Source organism: Chitinophaga fulva (genome assembly GCF_012927205.1).
GTDB classification, from domain to species: Bacteria; Bacteroidota; Bacteroidia; order Chitinophagales; family Chitinophagaceae; genus Chitinophaga; species Chitinophaga fulva.
In genome coordinates this window covers 289,981-302,730 of the sequence record NZ_JABBGC010000004.1, presented here as the reverse complement: position 1 = coordinate 302,730, position 12,750 = coordinate 289,981, and the positions used below count along the sequence as shown (strand labels likewise).

Annotated in this window: 22 protein-coding genes; all 22 read right to left on the bottom strand. The window is 45.0% G+C overall.

The window, feature by feature from the left end; all coding sequences use genetic code 11:
- Positions 1–76: 76 nt before the first annotated feature.
- The 22 genes from secY to rpsJ all read right to left on the bottom strand — a co-directional run bounded on the left by secY (position 77) and on the right by rpsJ (position 12,090).
- Positions 77–1,417 carry a preprotein translocase subunit SecY gene (secY, locus tag HHL17_RS29640; protein ID WP_168871757.1) on the bottom strand — a complete coding sequence of 447 codons (1,341 nt, stop codon included), beginning with the start codon at positions 1,415–1,417 and terminating at the stop codon, positions 77–79.
- Between the two features lie 78 nt (positions 1,418–1,495).
- Positions 1,496–1,942: a 50S ribosomal protein L15 gene (gene rplO, locus HHL17_RS29635; protein WP_078666993.1), complete on the bottom strand. Its 447-nt coding sequence runs from the start codon at positions 1,940–1,942 to the stop codon at positions 1,496–1,498.
- A gap of 129 nt (positions 1,943–2,071) precedes the next feature.
- Entirely contained in the window at positions 2,072–2,257 is a 186-nt protein-coding gene (gene rpmD / locus HHL17_RS29630) for a 50S ribosomal protein L30 (RefSeq protein WP_078666992.1), read from the bottom strand.
- Between the two features lie 101 nt (positions 2,258–2,358).
- Positions 2,359–2,877 (bottom strand): 30S ribosomal protein S5, encoded by a 519-nt coding sequence (gene rpsE, locus HHL17_RS29625; protein WP_168871756.1) that lies wholly within the window; start codon positions 2,875–2,877, stop codon positions 2,359–2,361.
- 51 nt (positions 2,878–2,928) lie between these two features.
- Positions 2,929–3,282, bottom strand: coding sequence for a 50S ribosomal protein L18 (rplR, locus tag HHL17_RS29620; protein WP_169228458.1), 354 nt, complete (start codon positions 3,280–3,282; stop codon positions 2,929–2,931).
- A gap of 85 nt (positions 3,283–3,367) precedes the next feature.
- A complete protein-coding gene (rplF, locus tag HHL17_RS29615; protein ID WP_169228457.1) occupies positions 3,368–3,922 on the bottom strand; it encodes a 50S ribosomal protein L6 in 555 nt (184 codons plus the stop codon).
- A gap of 128 nt (positions 3,923–4,050) precedes the next feature.
- Positions 4,051–4,449: a 30S ribosomal protein S8 gene (gene rpsH / locus HHL17_RS29610; RefSeq protein ID WP_078666988.1), complete on the bottom strand. Its 399-nt coding sequence runs from the start codon at positions 4,447–4,449 to the stop codon at positions 4,051–4,053.
- Positions 4,450–4,556: 107 nt separating this feature from the next.
- A complete protein-coding gene (rpsN, locus tag HHL17_RS29605) occupies positions 4,557–4,826 on the bottom strand; it encodes a 30S ribosomal protein S14 (RefSeq protein WP_168806964.1) in 270 nt (89 codons plus the stop codon).
- Positions 4,827–4,846: 20 nt separating this feature from the next.
- Positions 4,847–5,422 carry a 50S ribosomal protein L5 gene (gene rplE, locus HHL17_RS29600; protein ID WP_169228456.1) on the bottom strand — a complete coding sequence of 192 codons (576 nt, stop codon included), beginning with the start codon at positions 5,420–5,422 and terminating at the stop codon, positions 4,847–4,849.
- Positions 5,422–5,760, bottom strand: a complete 339-nt coding sequence (rplX, locus tag HHL17_RS29595; protein ID WP_078666985.1) for a 50S ribosomal protein L24 — start codon at positions 5,758–5,760, stop codon at positions 5,422–5,424. The genes rplE and rplX overlap by 1 nt, the downstream gene beginning before the upstream one ends.
- 167 nt (positions 5,761–5,927) lie before the next feature.
- The gene (gene rplN, locus HHL17_RS29590) at positions 5,928–6,296 is read right to left on the bottom strand and encodes a 50S ribosomal protein L14 (protein WP_078666984.1); all 369 of its coding nucleotides are present in this window, start codon (positions 6,294–6,296) and stop codon (positions 5,928–5,930) included.
- A 71-nt stretch (positions 6,297–6,367) separates the two neighbouring features.
- Positions 6,368–6,628 carry a 30S ribosomal protein S17 gene (rpsQ, locus tag HHL17_RS29585; protein ID WP_078666983.1) on the bottom strand — a complete coding sequence of 87 codons (261 nt, stop codon included), beginning with the start codon at positions 6,626–6,628 and terminating at the stop codon, positions 6,368–6,370.
- 50 nt (positions 6,629–6,678) lie between these two features.
- Positions 6,679–6,879 carry a 50S ribosomal protein L29 gene (rpmC, locus tag HHL17_RS29580; RefSeq protein ID WP_078666982.1) on the bottom strand — a complete coding sequence of 67 codons (201 nt, stop codon included), beginning with the start codon at positions 6,877–6,879 and terminating at the stop codon, positions 6,679–6,681.
- Between the two features lie 65 nt (positions 6,880–6,944).
- A complete protein-coding gene (rplP, locus tag HHL17_RS29575) occupies positions 6,945–7,364 on the bottom strand; it encodes a 50S ribosomal protein L16 (protein ID WP_078666981.1) in 420 nt (139 codons plus the stop codon).
- Positions 7,365–7,419: 55 nt separating this feature from the next.
- The gene (gene rpsC / locus HHL17_RS29570; protein WP_169228455.1) at positions 7,420–8,208 is read right to left on the bottom strand and encodes a 30S ribosomal protein S3; all 789 of its coding nucleotides are present in this window, start codon (positions 8,206–8,208) and stop codon (positions 7,420–7,422) included.
- A 61-nt stretch (positions 8,209–8,269) separates the two neighbouring features.
- Positions 8,270–8,620 carry a 50S ribosomal protein L22 gene (gene rplV / locus HHL17_RS29565; RefSeq protein WP_078666979.1) on the bottom strand — a complete coding sequence of 117 codons (351 nt, stop codon included), beginning with the start codon at positions 8,618–8,620 and terminating at the stop codon, positions 8,270–8,272.
- A gap of 91 nt (positions 8,621–8,711) precedes the next feature.
- A complete protein-coding gene (rpsS, locus tag HHL17_RS29560; RefSeq protein ID WP_169228454.1) occupies positions 8,712–8,978 on the bottom strand; it encodes a 30S ribosomal protein S19 in 267 nt (88 codons plus the stop codon).
- 63 nt (positions 8,979–9,041) lie between these two features.
- Positions 9,042–9,875 (bottom strand): 50S ribosomal protein L2, encoded by an 834-nt coding sequence (gene rplB / locus HHL17_RS29555; RefSeq protein WP_169228453.1) that lies wholly within the window; start codon positions 9,873–9,875, stop codon positions 9,042–9,044.
- Between the two features lie 88 nt (positions 9,876–9,963).
- The gene (rplW, locus tag HHL17_RS29550) at positions 9,964–10,263 is read right to left on the bottom strand and encodes a 50S ribosomal protein L23 (protein WP_169228452.1); all 300 of its coding nucleotides are present in this window, start codon (positions 10,261–10,263) and stop codon (positions 9,964–9,966) included.
- Positions 10,264–10,332: 69 nt separating this feature from the next.
- On the bottom strand, positions 10,333–10,971 hold the full coding sequence (gene rplD / locus HHL17_RS29545; RefSeq protein ID WP_168871748.1) for a 50S ribosomal protein L4: 639 nt from the start codon (positions 10,969–10,971) through the stop codon (positions 10,333–10,335).
- Position 10,972: 1 nt separating this feature from the next.
- Positions 10,973–11,590 (bottom strand): 50S ribosomal protein L3, encoded by a 618-nt coding sequence (gene rplC, locus HHL17_RS29540; RefSeq protein ID WP_168871747.1) that lies wholly within the window; start codon positions 11,588–11,590, stop codon positions 10,973–10,975.
- A 194-nt stretch (positions 11,591–11,784) separates the two neighbouring features.
- Positions 11,785–12,090 carry a 30S ribosomal protein S10 gene (gene rpsJ / locus HHL17_RS29535; protein ID WP_012789286.1) on the bottom strand — a complete coding sequence of 102 codons (306 nt, stop codon included), beginning with the start codon at positions 12,088–12,090 and terminating at the stop codon, positions 11,785–11,787.
- Positions 12,091–12,750 lie beyond the last annotated feature (660 nt).

The following is a 12,750-nucleotide window of genomic DNA, read 5'->3' as shown; positions in this document are numbered from 1 at the left end:
AAAGCGTGAAAGCTCTTGTGGCTATTTTATTGCGTTTGTCGCATCTGGTACCGCGGGGCACCGGGCGAACAATCATTTAAGCATTAGCCGGGGCAGTTCTGCCCTTGATGCGGCCGGTGCTCATGAGGCCATCGTAGTGGCGCATCAGGAGCTGGCTTTCGATCTGTTGCAGCGTGTCCAGGATAACCCCTACCATGATGAGGAGGGACGTACCACCGAAGAAGGTGGCGAAGTTGCTGTTAATCTTGAAGGCAGCTGCCAGGCCTGGCATGATACCCACGAGTGCCAGGAAAAATGCTCCCGGGAGGGTAATGCGGTCCATTACAGCACCGATATAATCGGCAGTAGCTTTTCCGGGTTTAACACCAGGAACGAAGCCATTGTTGCGTTTCATTTCATCCGCCATCTGGGTGGGGTTGAAAATCAGCGCAGTATAGAAATAAGTAAATACAATCACGAGAACAGCGTAGATCAGGTTGTACCAGCCATTAGTGTGGTCGCTGAAGATACGAACGAAACCGGAAGCGCTTTCAGAGCTGGTAGCGAAACCGATAGCCGTAGCAGGGATGAACATAATAGCCTGGGCAAAGATGATCGGCATTACACCGGCAGCATTCACCTTGAGGGGAATGAACTGGCGAACTCCGCCGTATTGTTTGTTGCCCACAATACGTTTTGCGTAGTTAACGGGAATTTTCCGGGTACCCTGAACGAGCAGGATAAGGCCCACGGTGATCATGATAAACACCGCGATTTCGATCAGGAAGAGGATCGGACCGCCGGAGCCAGCCACTTTAGAGGAGAATTCCCCGATCAGGGCTTGTGGGAGGCGGGCGAGGATGCCCATCATGATGATAATGGAAGTACCGTTACCAATACCTTTATCTGTGATCTTTTCACCGAGCCACATCACGAACAGGGTACCTGCAGTGAGGACGATAGTGGTAGAGAGCCAGAAAAAGAAGGTTCCGTATTCTGGAATAATAGCGCCACCTGACTGATTACGGAGATAAGCTACGTAAGCACTTGCCTGGAATCCGGTTACCACCACAGTAAGTATGCGGGTATACTGGTTGATTTTTTTGCGGCCGCTTTCACCTTCCTTCTGCAGTTTCTGGAAATAAGGTACTGCTATGGTCAGCAACTGAATAGCAATGGAAGCGGAGATGTAGGGCATGATACCCAACGCAAAAATAGAGGCTCTTGAAAACGATCCGCCGGCAAACATGTTTACCAGCCCCAGAATGCCCTGGTTAGAATTTTTTTCAAAGTTGCTGAGCGCGTTTGCATCAATACCGGGCAAGGCTATATAAGATCCAACACGGTAAATGAGGACCAGGAGCAGGGTAGTTAAGATGCGATTACGCAGATCCTCGATACTCCAGATGTTCTTAATCGTTTCGATAAATTTCTTCACAGGAAGATAAAGGTTTAATAGCGCTATTAAATATGAAAAGACGCACTACTCCGTAGGCGTCTCCTCAGTCGTAAAGTCTTATACCAGTTCTACTGATCCACCTGTTGATTCGATGGCCTGTTTAGCTTTTTCGCTGATAGCGTTTACTTTAACAGTCACCTTGGATTTCAGTTCACCGTTAGCCAGAATTTTAACTTTAGCTGTCCGGTTCACCAGGCCATTCATGTACAGGTTTTCGAGGTTGAATTCCTGCAGGCCATATTTTTCAACTAAGTGGTCAATCTGACCCAGGTTGAAGATGGTGTATTCCTCGCGGTTGTTGTTTTTGAAACCGCGTTTAGGCATACGGCGCTGGATTGGCATCTGGCCACCTTCAAAGCCTCTTTTGCTGGCGTAACCGGCGCGTTGTTGGATACCTTTGTTACCTTTTGTAGAAGTACCACCTTTACCGGAAGCCTCACCACGTCCGAGACGTTTTTCTTTATGTACGGCGCCTTTAGCAGGCTTTAATGAATGCAGATTCATAATTTAATTGTTTTTACTTACGCGGAAATTAACCGCTCGCATGTAATTGTAAAAAGTATGACTTTGTAAAGTTACAAATGTAAAAGTAAGATTATCAGCAGACAATCCCACAGCAGTGTTACTTAATTATTAAGCGTTAACTGTTTCTACTTTTACCAGATGATCAACTTTACGAACCATTCCCAGGACCTGAGGAGTTGCCTCTACTTCAACAGTAGCGTTCATTTTAGTCAGGCCCAGTGCCTTCAAGGTCAGTTTCTGCCTTTCAGGACGGTCAATACCACTTTTCACTTGAGTGATCTTAATCTTTGCCATAAATCCCTATCCGCTGAAGGCGGAGTAATTTAATTGTTAATAATGAGTATCAATATATCCCGGAGGTATATGTTTACATTGGATGATCGCCTGGAAGGAGATTAACCGTTGAAAACTTTCTTCAGGGAAACGGTTCTGGTTCTAGCTACGCTGATTGGTTCGCGTAACAGGCCCAGTGCTTTGAAAGTAGCTTTCACCACGTTGTGAGGGTTGGCAGAACCCAGGGATTTAGCCAGTACGTCAGTAACGCCTGCGCTTTCCAGTACTGCACGCATAGAACCACCCGCGATCACACCGGTACCGTGAGCAGCCGGTTTGATCAATACTTTGGCAGCGCCTTCTTTCGCGAACTGATCGTGAGGGATAGTACCGTGCATAACAGGAACCTTGATCAGGTTCTTTTTAGCATCGTCTATACCTTTGGTGATAGCCTGCTGTACTTCTTTAGCTTTACCAAGGCCATGACCTACCACGCCGTTTTCATTACCTACTACTACCAGTGCGGAAAAACTGAAAGTACGACCGCCTTTGGTGGTTTTGGTAACACGGTTGATCGCCACTACTTTTTCTTTCAGCTCCAGATCACCGGCCTTTACTTTATTGAATGAATTCTTTGCCATTTTATTTTATAAGAATTACTTGTTCAGAATGATAAAATTAGGACCCAGGAATTAAAACTGGAGACCACCTTCTCTTGCTCCGTCAGCTACACTTTTAATGCGGCCATGGTATAAATACCCGCTTCTGTCGAAAACACAAGTGGTGAGGCCTAAAGCGGTGGCTTTCTGAGCCAGGGCCATACCTACCAGTTTGGATTTCTCGGATTTGGTACCGGATTGCGCTTTGATATCTTTATCACGGGAAGAAGCGGATGCCAGGGTAGTACCGTTGGTATCATCGATCAGCTGTACATAGATATCGCTGTTGCTGCGAAATACAGATAATCTTGGTATTCCTGCAGTACCGGAGATCTTTTTACGGATGCGGTAGCGGATCTTTTCCCTTCTGCTAACTTTTGTGCTCATTGTGAGTTTTATTTTATTATCCCGATGCTGCCGGGATATGTTAAAACCAGCTAACCAGCCGGGGGGCTGATTAGCTAGTTAAAAATTATTTACCTGCTGACTTACCAGCTTTCTTACGAACCACTTCATCACTGTAGCGAACACCTTTACCTTTGTACGGTTCAGGTTTGCGCAGGCTGCGGATTTTAGCCGCTACCTGGCCCAGCAATTGGTTATCGGTACCTTCCAGCATAATTTTAGGGTTCTGACCTTTTTCAGTCAGGGTAGCCACTTTCAATTCTTTTGGAATTTCGATCACGATGTTGTGGGAGTAACCCAGAGACAGGTCCAGCAGCTGACCATTGTTAGCCGCTTTGTAACCCACACCAACCAGTTCGAGTTGTTTTTTGAAACCGTCAGTTACACCGGCCACCATGTTGGCGATCAGTGCGCGGGTCAGACCGTGCAGCGCTTTGTGACGGATCTGATCTGTAGGACGTGTTACAGTCAATACTCCGTCTTTCACTTCTACTTTCAGGTCTCTGTCGATGGATCTTTTCAGTTCACCTTTAGGACCTTTAACAGTAACTTCATTAGCCGGGGAAACAGTAACAGTAACACCGCTGGCCAATTTGATAGGAGCTTTACCTATACGTGACATAACTTGAGTTTAAGTATATTTTTGATAGTTGTTTCTGCAGTTATCCGTGTTCAGCGCCGTATAGAAAGCTTAATTGTCAGATAACCGTTTGGGCTTACCGGGACCAGAAGTCCCTGTAAGCCAATATATTAGTAAACGTAGCAAACTACTTCGCCGCCTACGTTTTGAGCTTTAGCTTCTTTATCGGTCATTACGCCTTTGGAGGTGGAGATGATAGCCACGCCGAGCCCGTTTTTAACACGCTTAAACTCTTCTGGTTTAGCGTACTGACGCAGACCTGGACGGCTGATGCGTTGCAGTTCTTTAATAGCGGGTTCTTTCGTCTGAGGATCGTATTTCAGGGCTATTTTGATAACACCTTGTTTGTTGTCCTCTTCGAATTTGTACTTCAGGATATAACCTTTATCGTACAGAATTTCTGTAATGCGTTTTTTCAGCTTGGAAGCCGGGATTTCCACGATCCTGTGGGTGGCCATTTGCGCGTTCCGGATTCTAGTCAGGAAGTCTGCTATTGGATCAGTAACCATTGTTTAAATAGTTTGAATAATGTTTACAATGCGATATCCAATCGAAAAAGATGGGAATCAAATAACTTTTTATTTCAATATTTAAATAATTAAATATTGAAATGGAATTACCAGCTGGCTTTAGTTACACCAGGGATTTTGCCTGCGAGAGCCAGGTCGCGGAACATGTTCCTGCAGAGGCCGAAGTGACGCATGTATCCTTTAGGACGACCGGTCAGCTGGCATCTGTTTTTCAGACGAACAGGAGAAGCGTTTTTAGGAAGTTGATCCAGTGCAGCGTAGTCACCGGCAGCTTTCAGGGCAGCGCGCTTTTCAGCGAATCTTGCTACCATGGCTTCTCTTTTCCTTTGTCTGGCTTTTACGGATTCTTTTGCCATAATTATATTATCGTTTCGATTTACTGATTATCTTTTTTCATGTTCCTGAACGGCATACCCATTTCTTTCAGCAGCTCGTAAGCTTCTTCGTTGGTTTTAGCCGTAGTAACGAAAGTAATATCCATACCGGACATTTTGGTTACTTTATCGATATCGATCTCAGGGAAGATGATTTGTTCGGTGATACCCATAGTGTAGTTACCGCGACCGTCGAAAGCTTTTTCGTTGATACCTTTGAAGTCACGTACACGAGGCAGGGAAACAGAAACCAGGCGGTCCAGGAAGTCAAACATGTTGGTGCTGCGCAGTGTTACGCGGGCGCCAATAGGCATGTTTTTTCTCAGTTTAAAGTTTGAGATATCTTTTTTGGACATGGTGGCAACAGCTTTCTGGCCGGAGATACGGGTCATTTCATCTACAGCGATGTCAACCAGTTTTTTATCACCAACGGCGCCATTGATACCCTGGTTCAGGCAAATTTTCACCAGACGGGGAACCTGCATTACACTTTTGTAGTTGAATTTCTTCATCAGTGCAGGAGCTACCTCGTCTAAGTATTTTTTCTGCAGTCTTGGAGTATATTTAGAGTTTGCCATTATTTAATTACCTCCCCTGATTTTTTAGCGATACGAATTAATTTACCGTTTTCCCGCTGTCTGTTCACACGGGTAGGTTTACCTGCTTTGGCATCCCACAGCATCACGTTGGAGATAGCAATCGGAGCTTCCTGCTTAACGATACCACCTTTGGTGTTCTGAGCAGTAGGCTTGGTATGCTTGGTAATAATGTTAACGCCTTCTACAAGAACGCGGCCTTGTTCAGGGTGAACTTCCAGCACTTTGCGTGCTTTGGTCCTGTCCTTGTCGTCGCCGGCAATCACCGCAACCAGGTCGCCCTTCTTAATGTTGAATTTAGGCTTAAATCTAGTTTTCATCACTTTGATTTATTTATAAACGCCAAGCGAAACAGTTGTTTCGCTTGATTAATGTTTTGTCTCGTTTTGCAAACGGGCTGCAAAGATAAGAAATATTTACAAATTTTGGGATTTACGAATTTTTTGATCTAAATCGCCAAATTCCGAAATCCCAAAATCTCAAAATCTTATAATACCTCAGGAGCGAGGGAGATAATTTTCATATAACCCTTGTCTCTCAGTTCACGGGCAACCGGACCGAAAATACGGGTACCGCGTGGTTCGTCTGAGTTATTAAGCAGTACAACCGCGTTATCGTCGAAACGGATATAGGAACCGTCTTTACGGCGTAATTTGTTTTTGGTTCTTACGATTACCGCTTTGGTAACCATACCTTTCTTAGCACCACCGCCAGGAATCGCGTCCTTTACAGTAACCACAATTTTATCACCTACTTTAGCGTAGTCCTGACCGGAGTTGCCCAGCACGCGGATGCAAAGTACTTCTTTTGCACCGCTGTTATCAGCTACACTCAGTCTTGATTCTTGTTGTATCATCGTAATGAGTTTGTTGTTTAATCAGCGGCTGAAGCCGGGTAAGCCGGCAGCAGCTTGAAACACTTGATAAATTATTTTACTTTTTCGATAATTTCTACCAATCTCCAGCATTTGTTTTTGCTCAGAGGGCGGGTTTCCGCGATTTTCACGGTATCACCGATGCTGCACTCGTTTTTATCGTCGTGCGCCATGAACTTGGTAGTTTTTTTAACGAATTTACCATAGATAGGGTGCTTCACTTTACGTTCCACCTTAACAGTAATGGTTTTATCCATTTTGTTGCTGGCCACCACACCAATCCTGGTTTTTCTTAATTGTCTTTCGGTCGTCATTGTTGAAAGTATTTAATCCTCCGGGGAGGTAAATTTTGTTATACGAATGCTTAGAAGCCCAGTTGTTTTTTACGCAGTTCGGTTTGCATACGAGCGATATCGCGTCTCACAGAGCGGATGCTCATGGGATTTTCGATGGGTGTAATTGCATGACCGAATTTCATTTTCTTCAGGCGCAGCTCTTCCGCAGAGATTTTCTCCTGGAGATCCTGAATGCTCAGGCCGTTCAGATCCAGCTTTTCTTTTGCCATTTGTATTTTATTTGGTCCGTTTACAGCGTGAGCGGTAAACGGGGTATATTAGTGATTGATAGTAATTAAGCAACGTAGTCGCGGCTGGTTACAAATTTTACTTTGATGGGCAGTTTCTGTGCTGCGAGTTCCATCGCTTCTTTCGCTACCTGTAAGGGAACGCCATCAGCTTCAAATAAAATTCTACCTGGTTTTACTACTGCTGCCCAATGGTCTGGAGCACCTTTACCTTTACCCATCCTCACTTCCAGAGGTTTGGCAGTGATAGGTTTGTCAGGGAATATGCGGATCCATACGTTACCTTCACGTTTCATGTGTCTGGTGAGGGCGACACGGGCAGCTTCGATCTGCCGGTCAGTGATCCACTTAGGTTCTAATGCTTTAAGACCGAATGTACCAAAGGAGAGGGTAGCGCCTCTTTTAGCGTTCCCTTTGATGCGGCCTTTGTGCATCTTCCTATGTTTCACTCTTTTTGGCTGTAACATCGTCTGTATTGTTAATGTTAATAGTAATTGTTAATGTTTGCTATGCCTGCAGGGATTATCTGCGGCCACCGCCACGGTTTTCACCGCCTCTTCTGTCACCACCGCGATGATCTCTTCTTTCGCCGTGTTCTCTTCTTTCTCCACCGTGTTCACGTCCACCACCGCGGTTATCACCTTCTTTGCCAGTCAGCACGTTCGGGTTCAGATCGCGTTTACCCAGTACTTCACCTTTACAGATCCATACTTTGATACCGATTTTACCGTATACAGTCAGTGCGAACAGGGAAGCGTAGTCGATGTCCATGCGATAAGTATGCAGGGGAACACGACCTTGTTTCACTTCTTCCGCACGAGCGATTTCAGCACCACCCAGACGGCCGCTTACTTTAATTTTGATACCCTCTGCTCCCATTCTCAGTGCAGTAGCGATCGCCATTTTGATAGCACGTTTGTAGTTGATACGGCTTTCAATTTGTTTAGCGATAGTTTCAGCAACGATGTTAGCATCCATTTCTGGACGGCGGATTTCGAGAATATTGATCTGTACGTCTTCTTTACCAGTCAGTTTTTTCAGTTCTTCCTTGATACGATCAACTTCGTTACCACCTTTACCTATGATGATACCTGGTTTGGAAGTATGCACAGTGACGATCAACTTACCTAAAGTTCTTTCAATCACAACTCTGGAGATGCCGCCTTTGTTGATGCGGGCATTCAGATAAGTTCTGATCTTGTTGTCTTCGATCAGTTTGGTCGCAAAATCTTTTTTGCTGCCATACCAATTAGAGTCCCATCCTCTGATGATACCTAACCTGTTACCAATAGGATTTGTTTTCTGACCCATGTTTCGGTTATTTGTCTATTAGTTTAATAGTTTTAATTTATATCTCTTTGGTATGAAACGCTTACTGTGCATTTTTACCATCCACCACAATCGTAACGTGGTTACTTCTCTTGCGGATACGGTAACCTCTACCTTGTGGAGCGGGACGCATTCTTTTCAGGGTGCGGCCACCGTCAACGAAGATAGTTTTAACGATCAGGTTGGCATCTTCTACCCGAGCACCTTCATTCTTCACTTTCCAGTTTGCGATAGCGGATACCAGCAGTTTTTCCAACGGAACGCTGGGGTGCTTTGGATGGAACTTCAAAATATTCAAAGCCTTTTCCACATCCAGACCACGGATTAAGTCTGCCAGCAAACGCATTTTGCGGGTAGATGTGGGATTATTATTCAGCTTAGCTACTGCTTCCATTGTTATTAATTTCTTTTATTATTTAATGTCTGACGTCTGGAGTTTGAGATTGGGCTTGAGCCTTCTCAAACCTCAAACCTCAGACTATAATTTACATTTTCTTGTTAGCGTGTCCTCTGAAGTTACGTGTAGGTGCAAATTCGCCCAGTTTATGGCCTACCATAAATTCCGTTACATAAACCGGAATGAATTTATTGCCATTGTGAACAGCGAAAGTGTGACCAACGAAATCAGGAGTGATAGTAGAACGGCGGCTCCAGGTTTTGATAACTGTGCGCTTGGTGCCAGCGTTCATTTTTTCGATTTTATTCTCTAATTTCTGGTCTACGTAAGGACCTTTTCTTATGGAACGAGCCATGTCTTCTTATTTATGATTTTTCAAATTTGGGTCCCGGGTTAGCAGGACCCGAATTCCGAAATATTATAATTTTTTACCGTTTTTCCTGCTGATGATCAGTTTATCAGAGCTCTTATGCGGTTTTCTGGTTTTCAGACCTTTCGCATATTTGCCTGTTCTGGATCTAGGATGGCCGCCGGAAGATTTACCTTCACCACCACCCATCGGGTGATCTACAGGGTTCATGGCTACACCACGGTTGCGTGGGCGGATACCTCTCCAACGGTTAGCACCTGCTTTACCGATAGATTGCAGGGCGTGATCGGAGTTGGAAACAGTACCTACAGTTGCTTTACAGGTGTTCAGCACTTTGCGCAGTTCACCGGAAGGCATTTTCAGTACAGCGTATCTTTCTTCCTTGTTCGACAGCTGAGCGTAGGCACCGGCGCTTCTTGCGATAGCACCACCTTTACCAGGCTGCAGTTCGATATTGTGCACCACAGTACCCAGCGGCATGTTTTTCAGCGGCAGGGCGTTACCTACTTCAGGGGCAACATTTTCACCGCTAATAACGGTGCTGCCAACCTGGAGGCCTTGTGGAGCGATGATATAACGTTTTTCACCGTCTGCATAGCTTACCAGCGCGATGAATGCACTACGGTTAGGATCGTATTCGATAGTTTTAACTGTAGCGGGGATATCAGTCTTTTCACGTTTAAAGTCTACCACACGGTAAGCTTTTTTGTGACCGCCACCGATGTAGCGCATAGACATCCTACCCTGAGCGTTTCTACCGCCGCTTCTTTTAGCGGGCTCGAGCAGGCTTTTTTCGGGGGTATCCGTAGTCAGCTCAGCGTAAGCGTTGCCTATTTTCCAGCGGGTACCGGCCGTCATTGGTTTGAACTTCTTCAGTGCCATTACTTCCTAAAAAGTTAAATGTTATTGATAAATATAAATCGTGATCTGTATATACATCCACATCCCGGCTGTTCAGGCCGGAACGGCACTACATGTTAGCATACAGATCTATAGTTTCACCAGATGCGAGGGTGATGATCGCCTTTTTGAAAGACGGTTTTTTACCTGCAATGAAACCGGCTTTAGTAAAGCGGAATTTAGCTTTACCCGGCATTACGGCAGTATTCACATCCTGTACGGTTACACCGTAGAATTCTTCCACTGCTTTTTTGATCTCCAGTTTGTTGGCTTTTTTGTCAACAATGAAGTAGTAGCGGTTGAATTTTTCGGTGGCTTTGTTCACCTTTTCGGTTACTACCGGTTTGATTAAAACGTCTGAAAGTTTCATCTTCTTTATAGCTTATAGCTTTTAAGCTGTGAGCTTTGTAGCTTTGTTATTGAATTGGTTTACAACACCTTATGCTTCTGCTGGCTCTTCAGTGAAGATTTTAGCAGCGCTTTCTGTGAACACGAGGTAGTTGCTGTTCATGATATCATAAGTATTGATATCGCTCAGCATAGCTCCGTCTACAGTAGGGATGTTTCTTAAAGACAGATAAACGCTATCGTTGTATTCCGGTGTGATGAACATAGTCTTCTTACCGTCTACATTGATGTTCAGGTTCTTTAAGATACCAACGAATTGTTTGGTTTTAGGAGCCTGCAGCGCCAGATCTTCAACGATGATGATGCTGTTTTCCTTAGCTTTTACTGACAGGGCGGAGATCTTAGCGAGATCTTTCACTTTTCTGTTCAGTTTGATACCCCAACCATGAGGTTTGGGACCGAAGATGGTACCACCACCTTTATACAGTGGGTTACGGATGTTACCTTTACGGGCACCACCAGTACCTTTTTGTTTGTGCAGTTTGCGGGAAGCACCTTTTACTTCAGCTCTGGTTTTTACCTTGTGGGTACCCTGACGCTGAGCGGCGAGGTATTGTTTAACAGCCAGGTAGATTACGTGGTTGTTAGGCTCCACACCAAAGATCTCCTCAGGAAGTTCGATGGATCTTCCGGTTTTCTTACCTTCTATATTTAAAATATCAAGTTGCATGTTACTTCTGGATTAAAACGATTGAACCATTGTGGCCGGGAACGGAACCACTTACCAGGATATAATTCTTTTCAGGGAATATTTTCAGGATCTTCAGACCTTTCACTTTCACTCTTTCGTTACCTGTCTGGCCGGCCATACGCATGCCCTTGAAAACGCGGGAAGGATAGGAGGAACCGCCTACAGAACCAGGAGCCCTGCTTCTGTCGTGCTGGCCGTGGGTGGCTTCACCCACACCGCTAAAACCGTGGCGTTTAACAACACCCTGGAAGCCTTTACCTTTGGAAGTGCCTACTACGTCAACAGATTCACCTTCAGCGAAGATTTCGCAGGTGATAGATTCACCAAGGGCTTTCTGTACGTCCGGATTGCGGAATTCTTTAACAAAACGTTTGGGAGAGGTGCTTGCTTTCGCGAAGTGATTGAGCTCAGCTTTTGTAGTGTGTTTTTCTTTCTTCTCACCGAAAGAAACCTGAATTGCATTGTAACCATCTGATTCCAGGCTTTTTACCTGTGTTACAACGTTGGGACCTGCTTCGATAATGGTGCAAGCAGTTTGCTTACCATTGGACTCGAAGATACTGGTCATACCAATCTTTTTACCAATAATACCTTTCATTTTATATATGATTTTACCCAGCGCCTGGGGGATTTCTAGCTATCCCCAGGATGGGCGGTTAAATACATTTATTGGGCGGCCGCCCAGAAGGCGCGACCTATGTGTTATTTGTTAAAATTGTTATTGGTTGAAAATCAACCAATAACCATAAAATCAGTAAAAGGCGGGCCTTTTGCCCAGCCTTGCTGTTGTCCTTATGCTTTAATTTCAACTTCTACCCCAGAAGGTAAATCCAGCTTACTCAGCGCATCTACAGTCCTGGAAGAGGAGGTATAGATGTCCAGTAAACGCTTGTGAGTACACAACTGGAACTGCTCGCGCGCTTTCTTATTTACGTGCGGAGAACGCAGTACCGTAAAAATTTTCTTCTCTGTAGGTAAAGGAATTGGACCTGTTACCACGGCGCCCGTGTTACGCACGGTTTTAACGATCTTCTCAGCAGACTTGTCTACCAGGTTATGATCGTAGGACTTCAGCTTGATTCTTATTCTCTGAGACATATGCAATGAACTTCTTCGTGTTTTTTCCCTTTACAATTTGGGAGGGCAAAGGTAACCCGGTTTTTTTGAATTGGCAAATAAATCTCTGGAAAAAAATAAAAAGATACCCGGCAGAAGTTTGCCATGGTCACGGGAAAGCGGGGTGTGGGGTACGGATTTTATGCGATTAGGCCGCCGAAAACATTCATTTTGTGCGTATTAAGTCTTACGCTTAGTTGACATGCTGGTTTCGACAAATATAGGAAAACAAAAATCAAAACAAAAAATTTTTCAGCCCCCTCCGGAGAAAAATTGTATTTGTTGCCCGCAGGCGCCCGGGACGTCCAAACGGGCTCCTGCAATGGACGCTTTCCCTGTTTAGCGGCAGGACCTGCTTTTCCCATTAGCTGTAGCCCCGGTAAAAGCAGCAGGCCTCCACTCCTCCCCAGGCAAAATAACAGGAAAATTGAACACTGTCCGGTTCGGTGAATAAACAACCTGCTTAACACTGTCGTGCAGCCCCCGGAATACGTGCCCGATCGTCCTGGGCGACTGCCTTCAAACATCCGGACTATATGAAATACCCATCCCGGTCAGCGTCGGAATGAGAAATACATGGAAAATAATCAAAATAGGAAGGATGCCATACAATTATAGGTAGTACATCGTTTGCATAAGCGG

Coding starts and splice junctions, on each gene's coding strand:
- rplO (WP_078666993.1), bottom strand. CDS start 1,942: ATGAATCTGCATTCATTAAAGCCTGCTAAAGGCGCCGTACATAAAGAA.
- rpmD (WP_078666992.1), bottom strand. CDS start 2,257: ATGGCAAAGATTAAGATCACTCAAGTGAAAAGTGGTATTGACCGTCCT.
- rpsE (WP_168871756.1), bottom strand. CDS start 2,877: ATGGCAAAGAATTCATTCAATAAAGTAAAGGCCGGTGATCTGGAGCTG.
- rplR (WP_169228458.1), bottom strand. CDS start 3,282: ATGAGCACAAAAGTTAGCAGAAGGGAAAAGATCCGCTACCGCATCCGT.
- rplF (WP_169228457.1), bottom strand. CDS start 3,922: ATGTCACGTATAGGTAAAGCTCCTATCAAATTGGCCAGCGGTGTTACT.
- rpsH (WP_078666988.1), bottom strand. CDS start 4,449: ATGGTTACTGATCCAATAGCAGACTTCCTGACTAGAATCCGGAACGCG.
- rpsN (WP_168806964.1), bottom strand. CDS start 4,826: ATGGCAAAAGAATCCGTAAAAGCCAGACAAAGGAAAAGAGAAGCCATG.
- rplE (WP_169228456.1), bottom strand. CDS start 5,422: ATGGCAAACTCTAAATATACTCCAAGACTGCAGAAAAAATACTTAGAC.
- rplX (WP_078666985.1), bottom strand. CDS start 5,760: ATGAAAACTAGATTTAAGCCTAAATTCAACATTAAGAAGGGCGACCTG.
- rplN (WP_078666984.1), bottom strand. CDS start 6,296: ATGATACAACAAGAATCAAGACTGAGTGTAGCTGATAACAGCGGTGCA.
- rpsQ (WP_078666983.1), bottom strand. CDS start 6,628: ATGACGACCGAAAGACAATTAAGAAAAACCAGGATTGGTGTGGTGGCC.
- rpmC (WP_078666982.1), bottom strand. CDS start 6,879: ATGGCAAAAGAAAAGCTGGATCTGAACGGCCTGAGCATTCAGGATCTC.
- rplP (WP_078666981.1), bottom strand. CDS start 7,364: ATGTTACAGCCAAAAAGAGTGAAACATAGGAAGATGCACAAAGGCCGC.
- rpsC (WP_169228455.1), bottom strand. CDS start 8,208: ATGGGTCAGAAAACAAATCCTATTGGTAACAGGTTAGGTATCATCAGA.
- rplV (WP_078666979.1), bottom strand. CDS start 8,620: ATGGAAGCAGTAGCTAAGCTGAATAATAATCCCACATCTACCCGCAAA.
- rpsS (WP_169228454.1), bottom strand. CDS start 8,978: ATGGCTCGTTCCATAAGAAAAGGTCCTTACGTAGACCAGAAATTAGAG.
- rplB (WP_169228453.1), bottom strand. CDS start 9,875: ATGGCACTGAAGAAGTTCAAACCAATGACGGCCGGTACCCGCTGGAAA.
- rplW (WP_169228452.1), bottom strand. CDS start 10,263: ATGAAACTTTCAGACGTTTTAATCAAACCGGTAGTAACCGAAAAGGTG.
- rplD (WP_168871748.1), bottom strand. CDS start 10,971: ATGCAACTTGATATTTTAAATATAGAAGGTAAGAAAACCGGAAGATCC.
- rplC (WP_168871747.1), bottom strand. CDS start 11,590: ATGAAAGGTATTATTGGTAAAAAGATTGGTATGACCAGTATCTTCGAG.
- rpsJ (WP_012789286.1), bottom strand. CDS start 12,090: ATGTCTCAGAGAATAAGAATCAAGCTGAAGTCCTACGATCATAACCTG.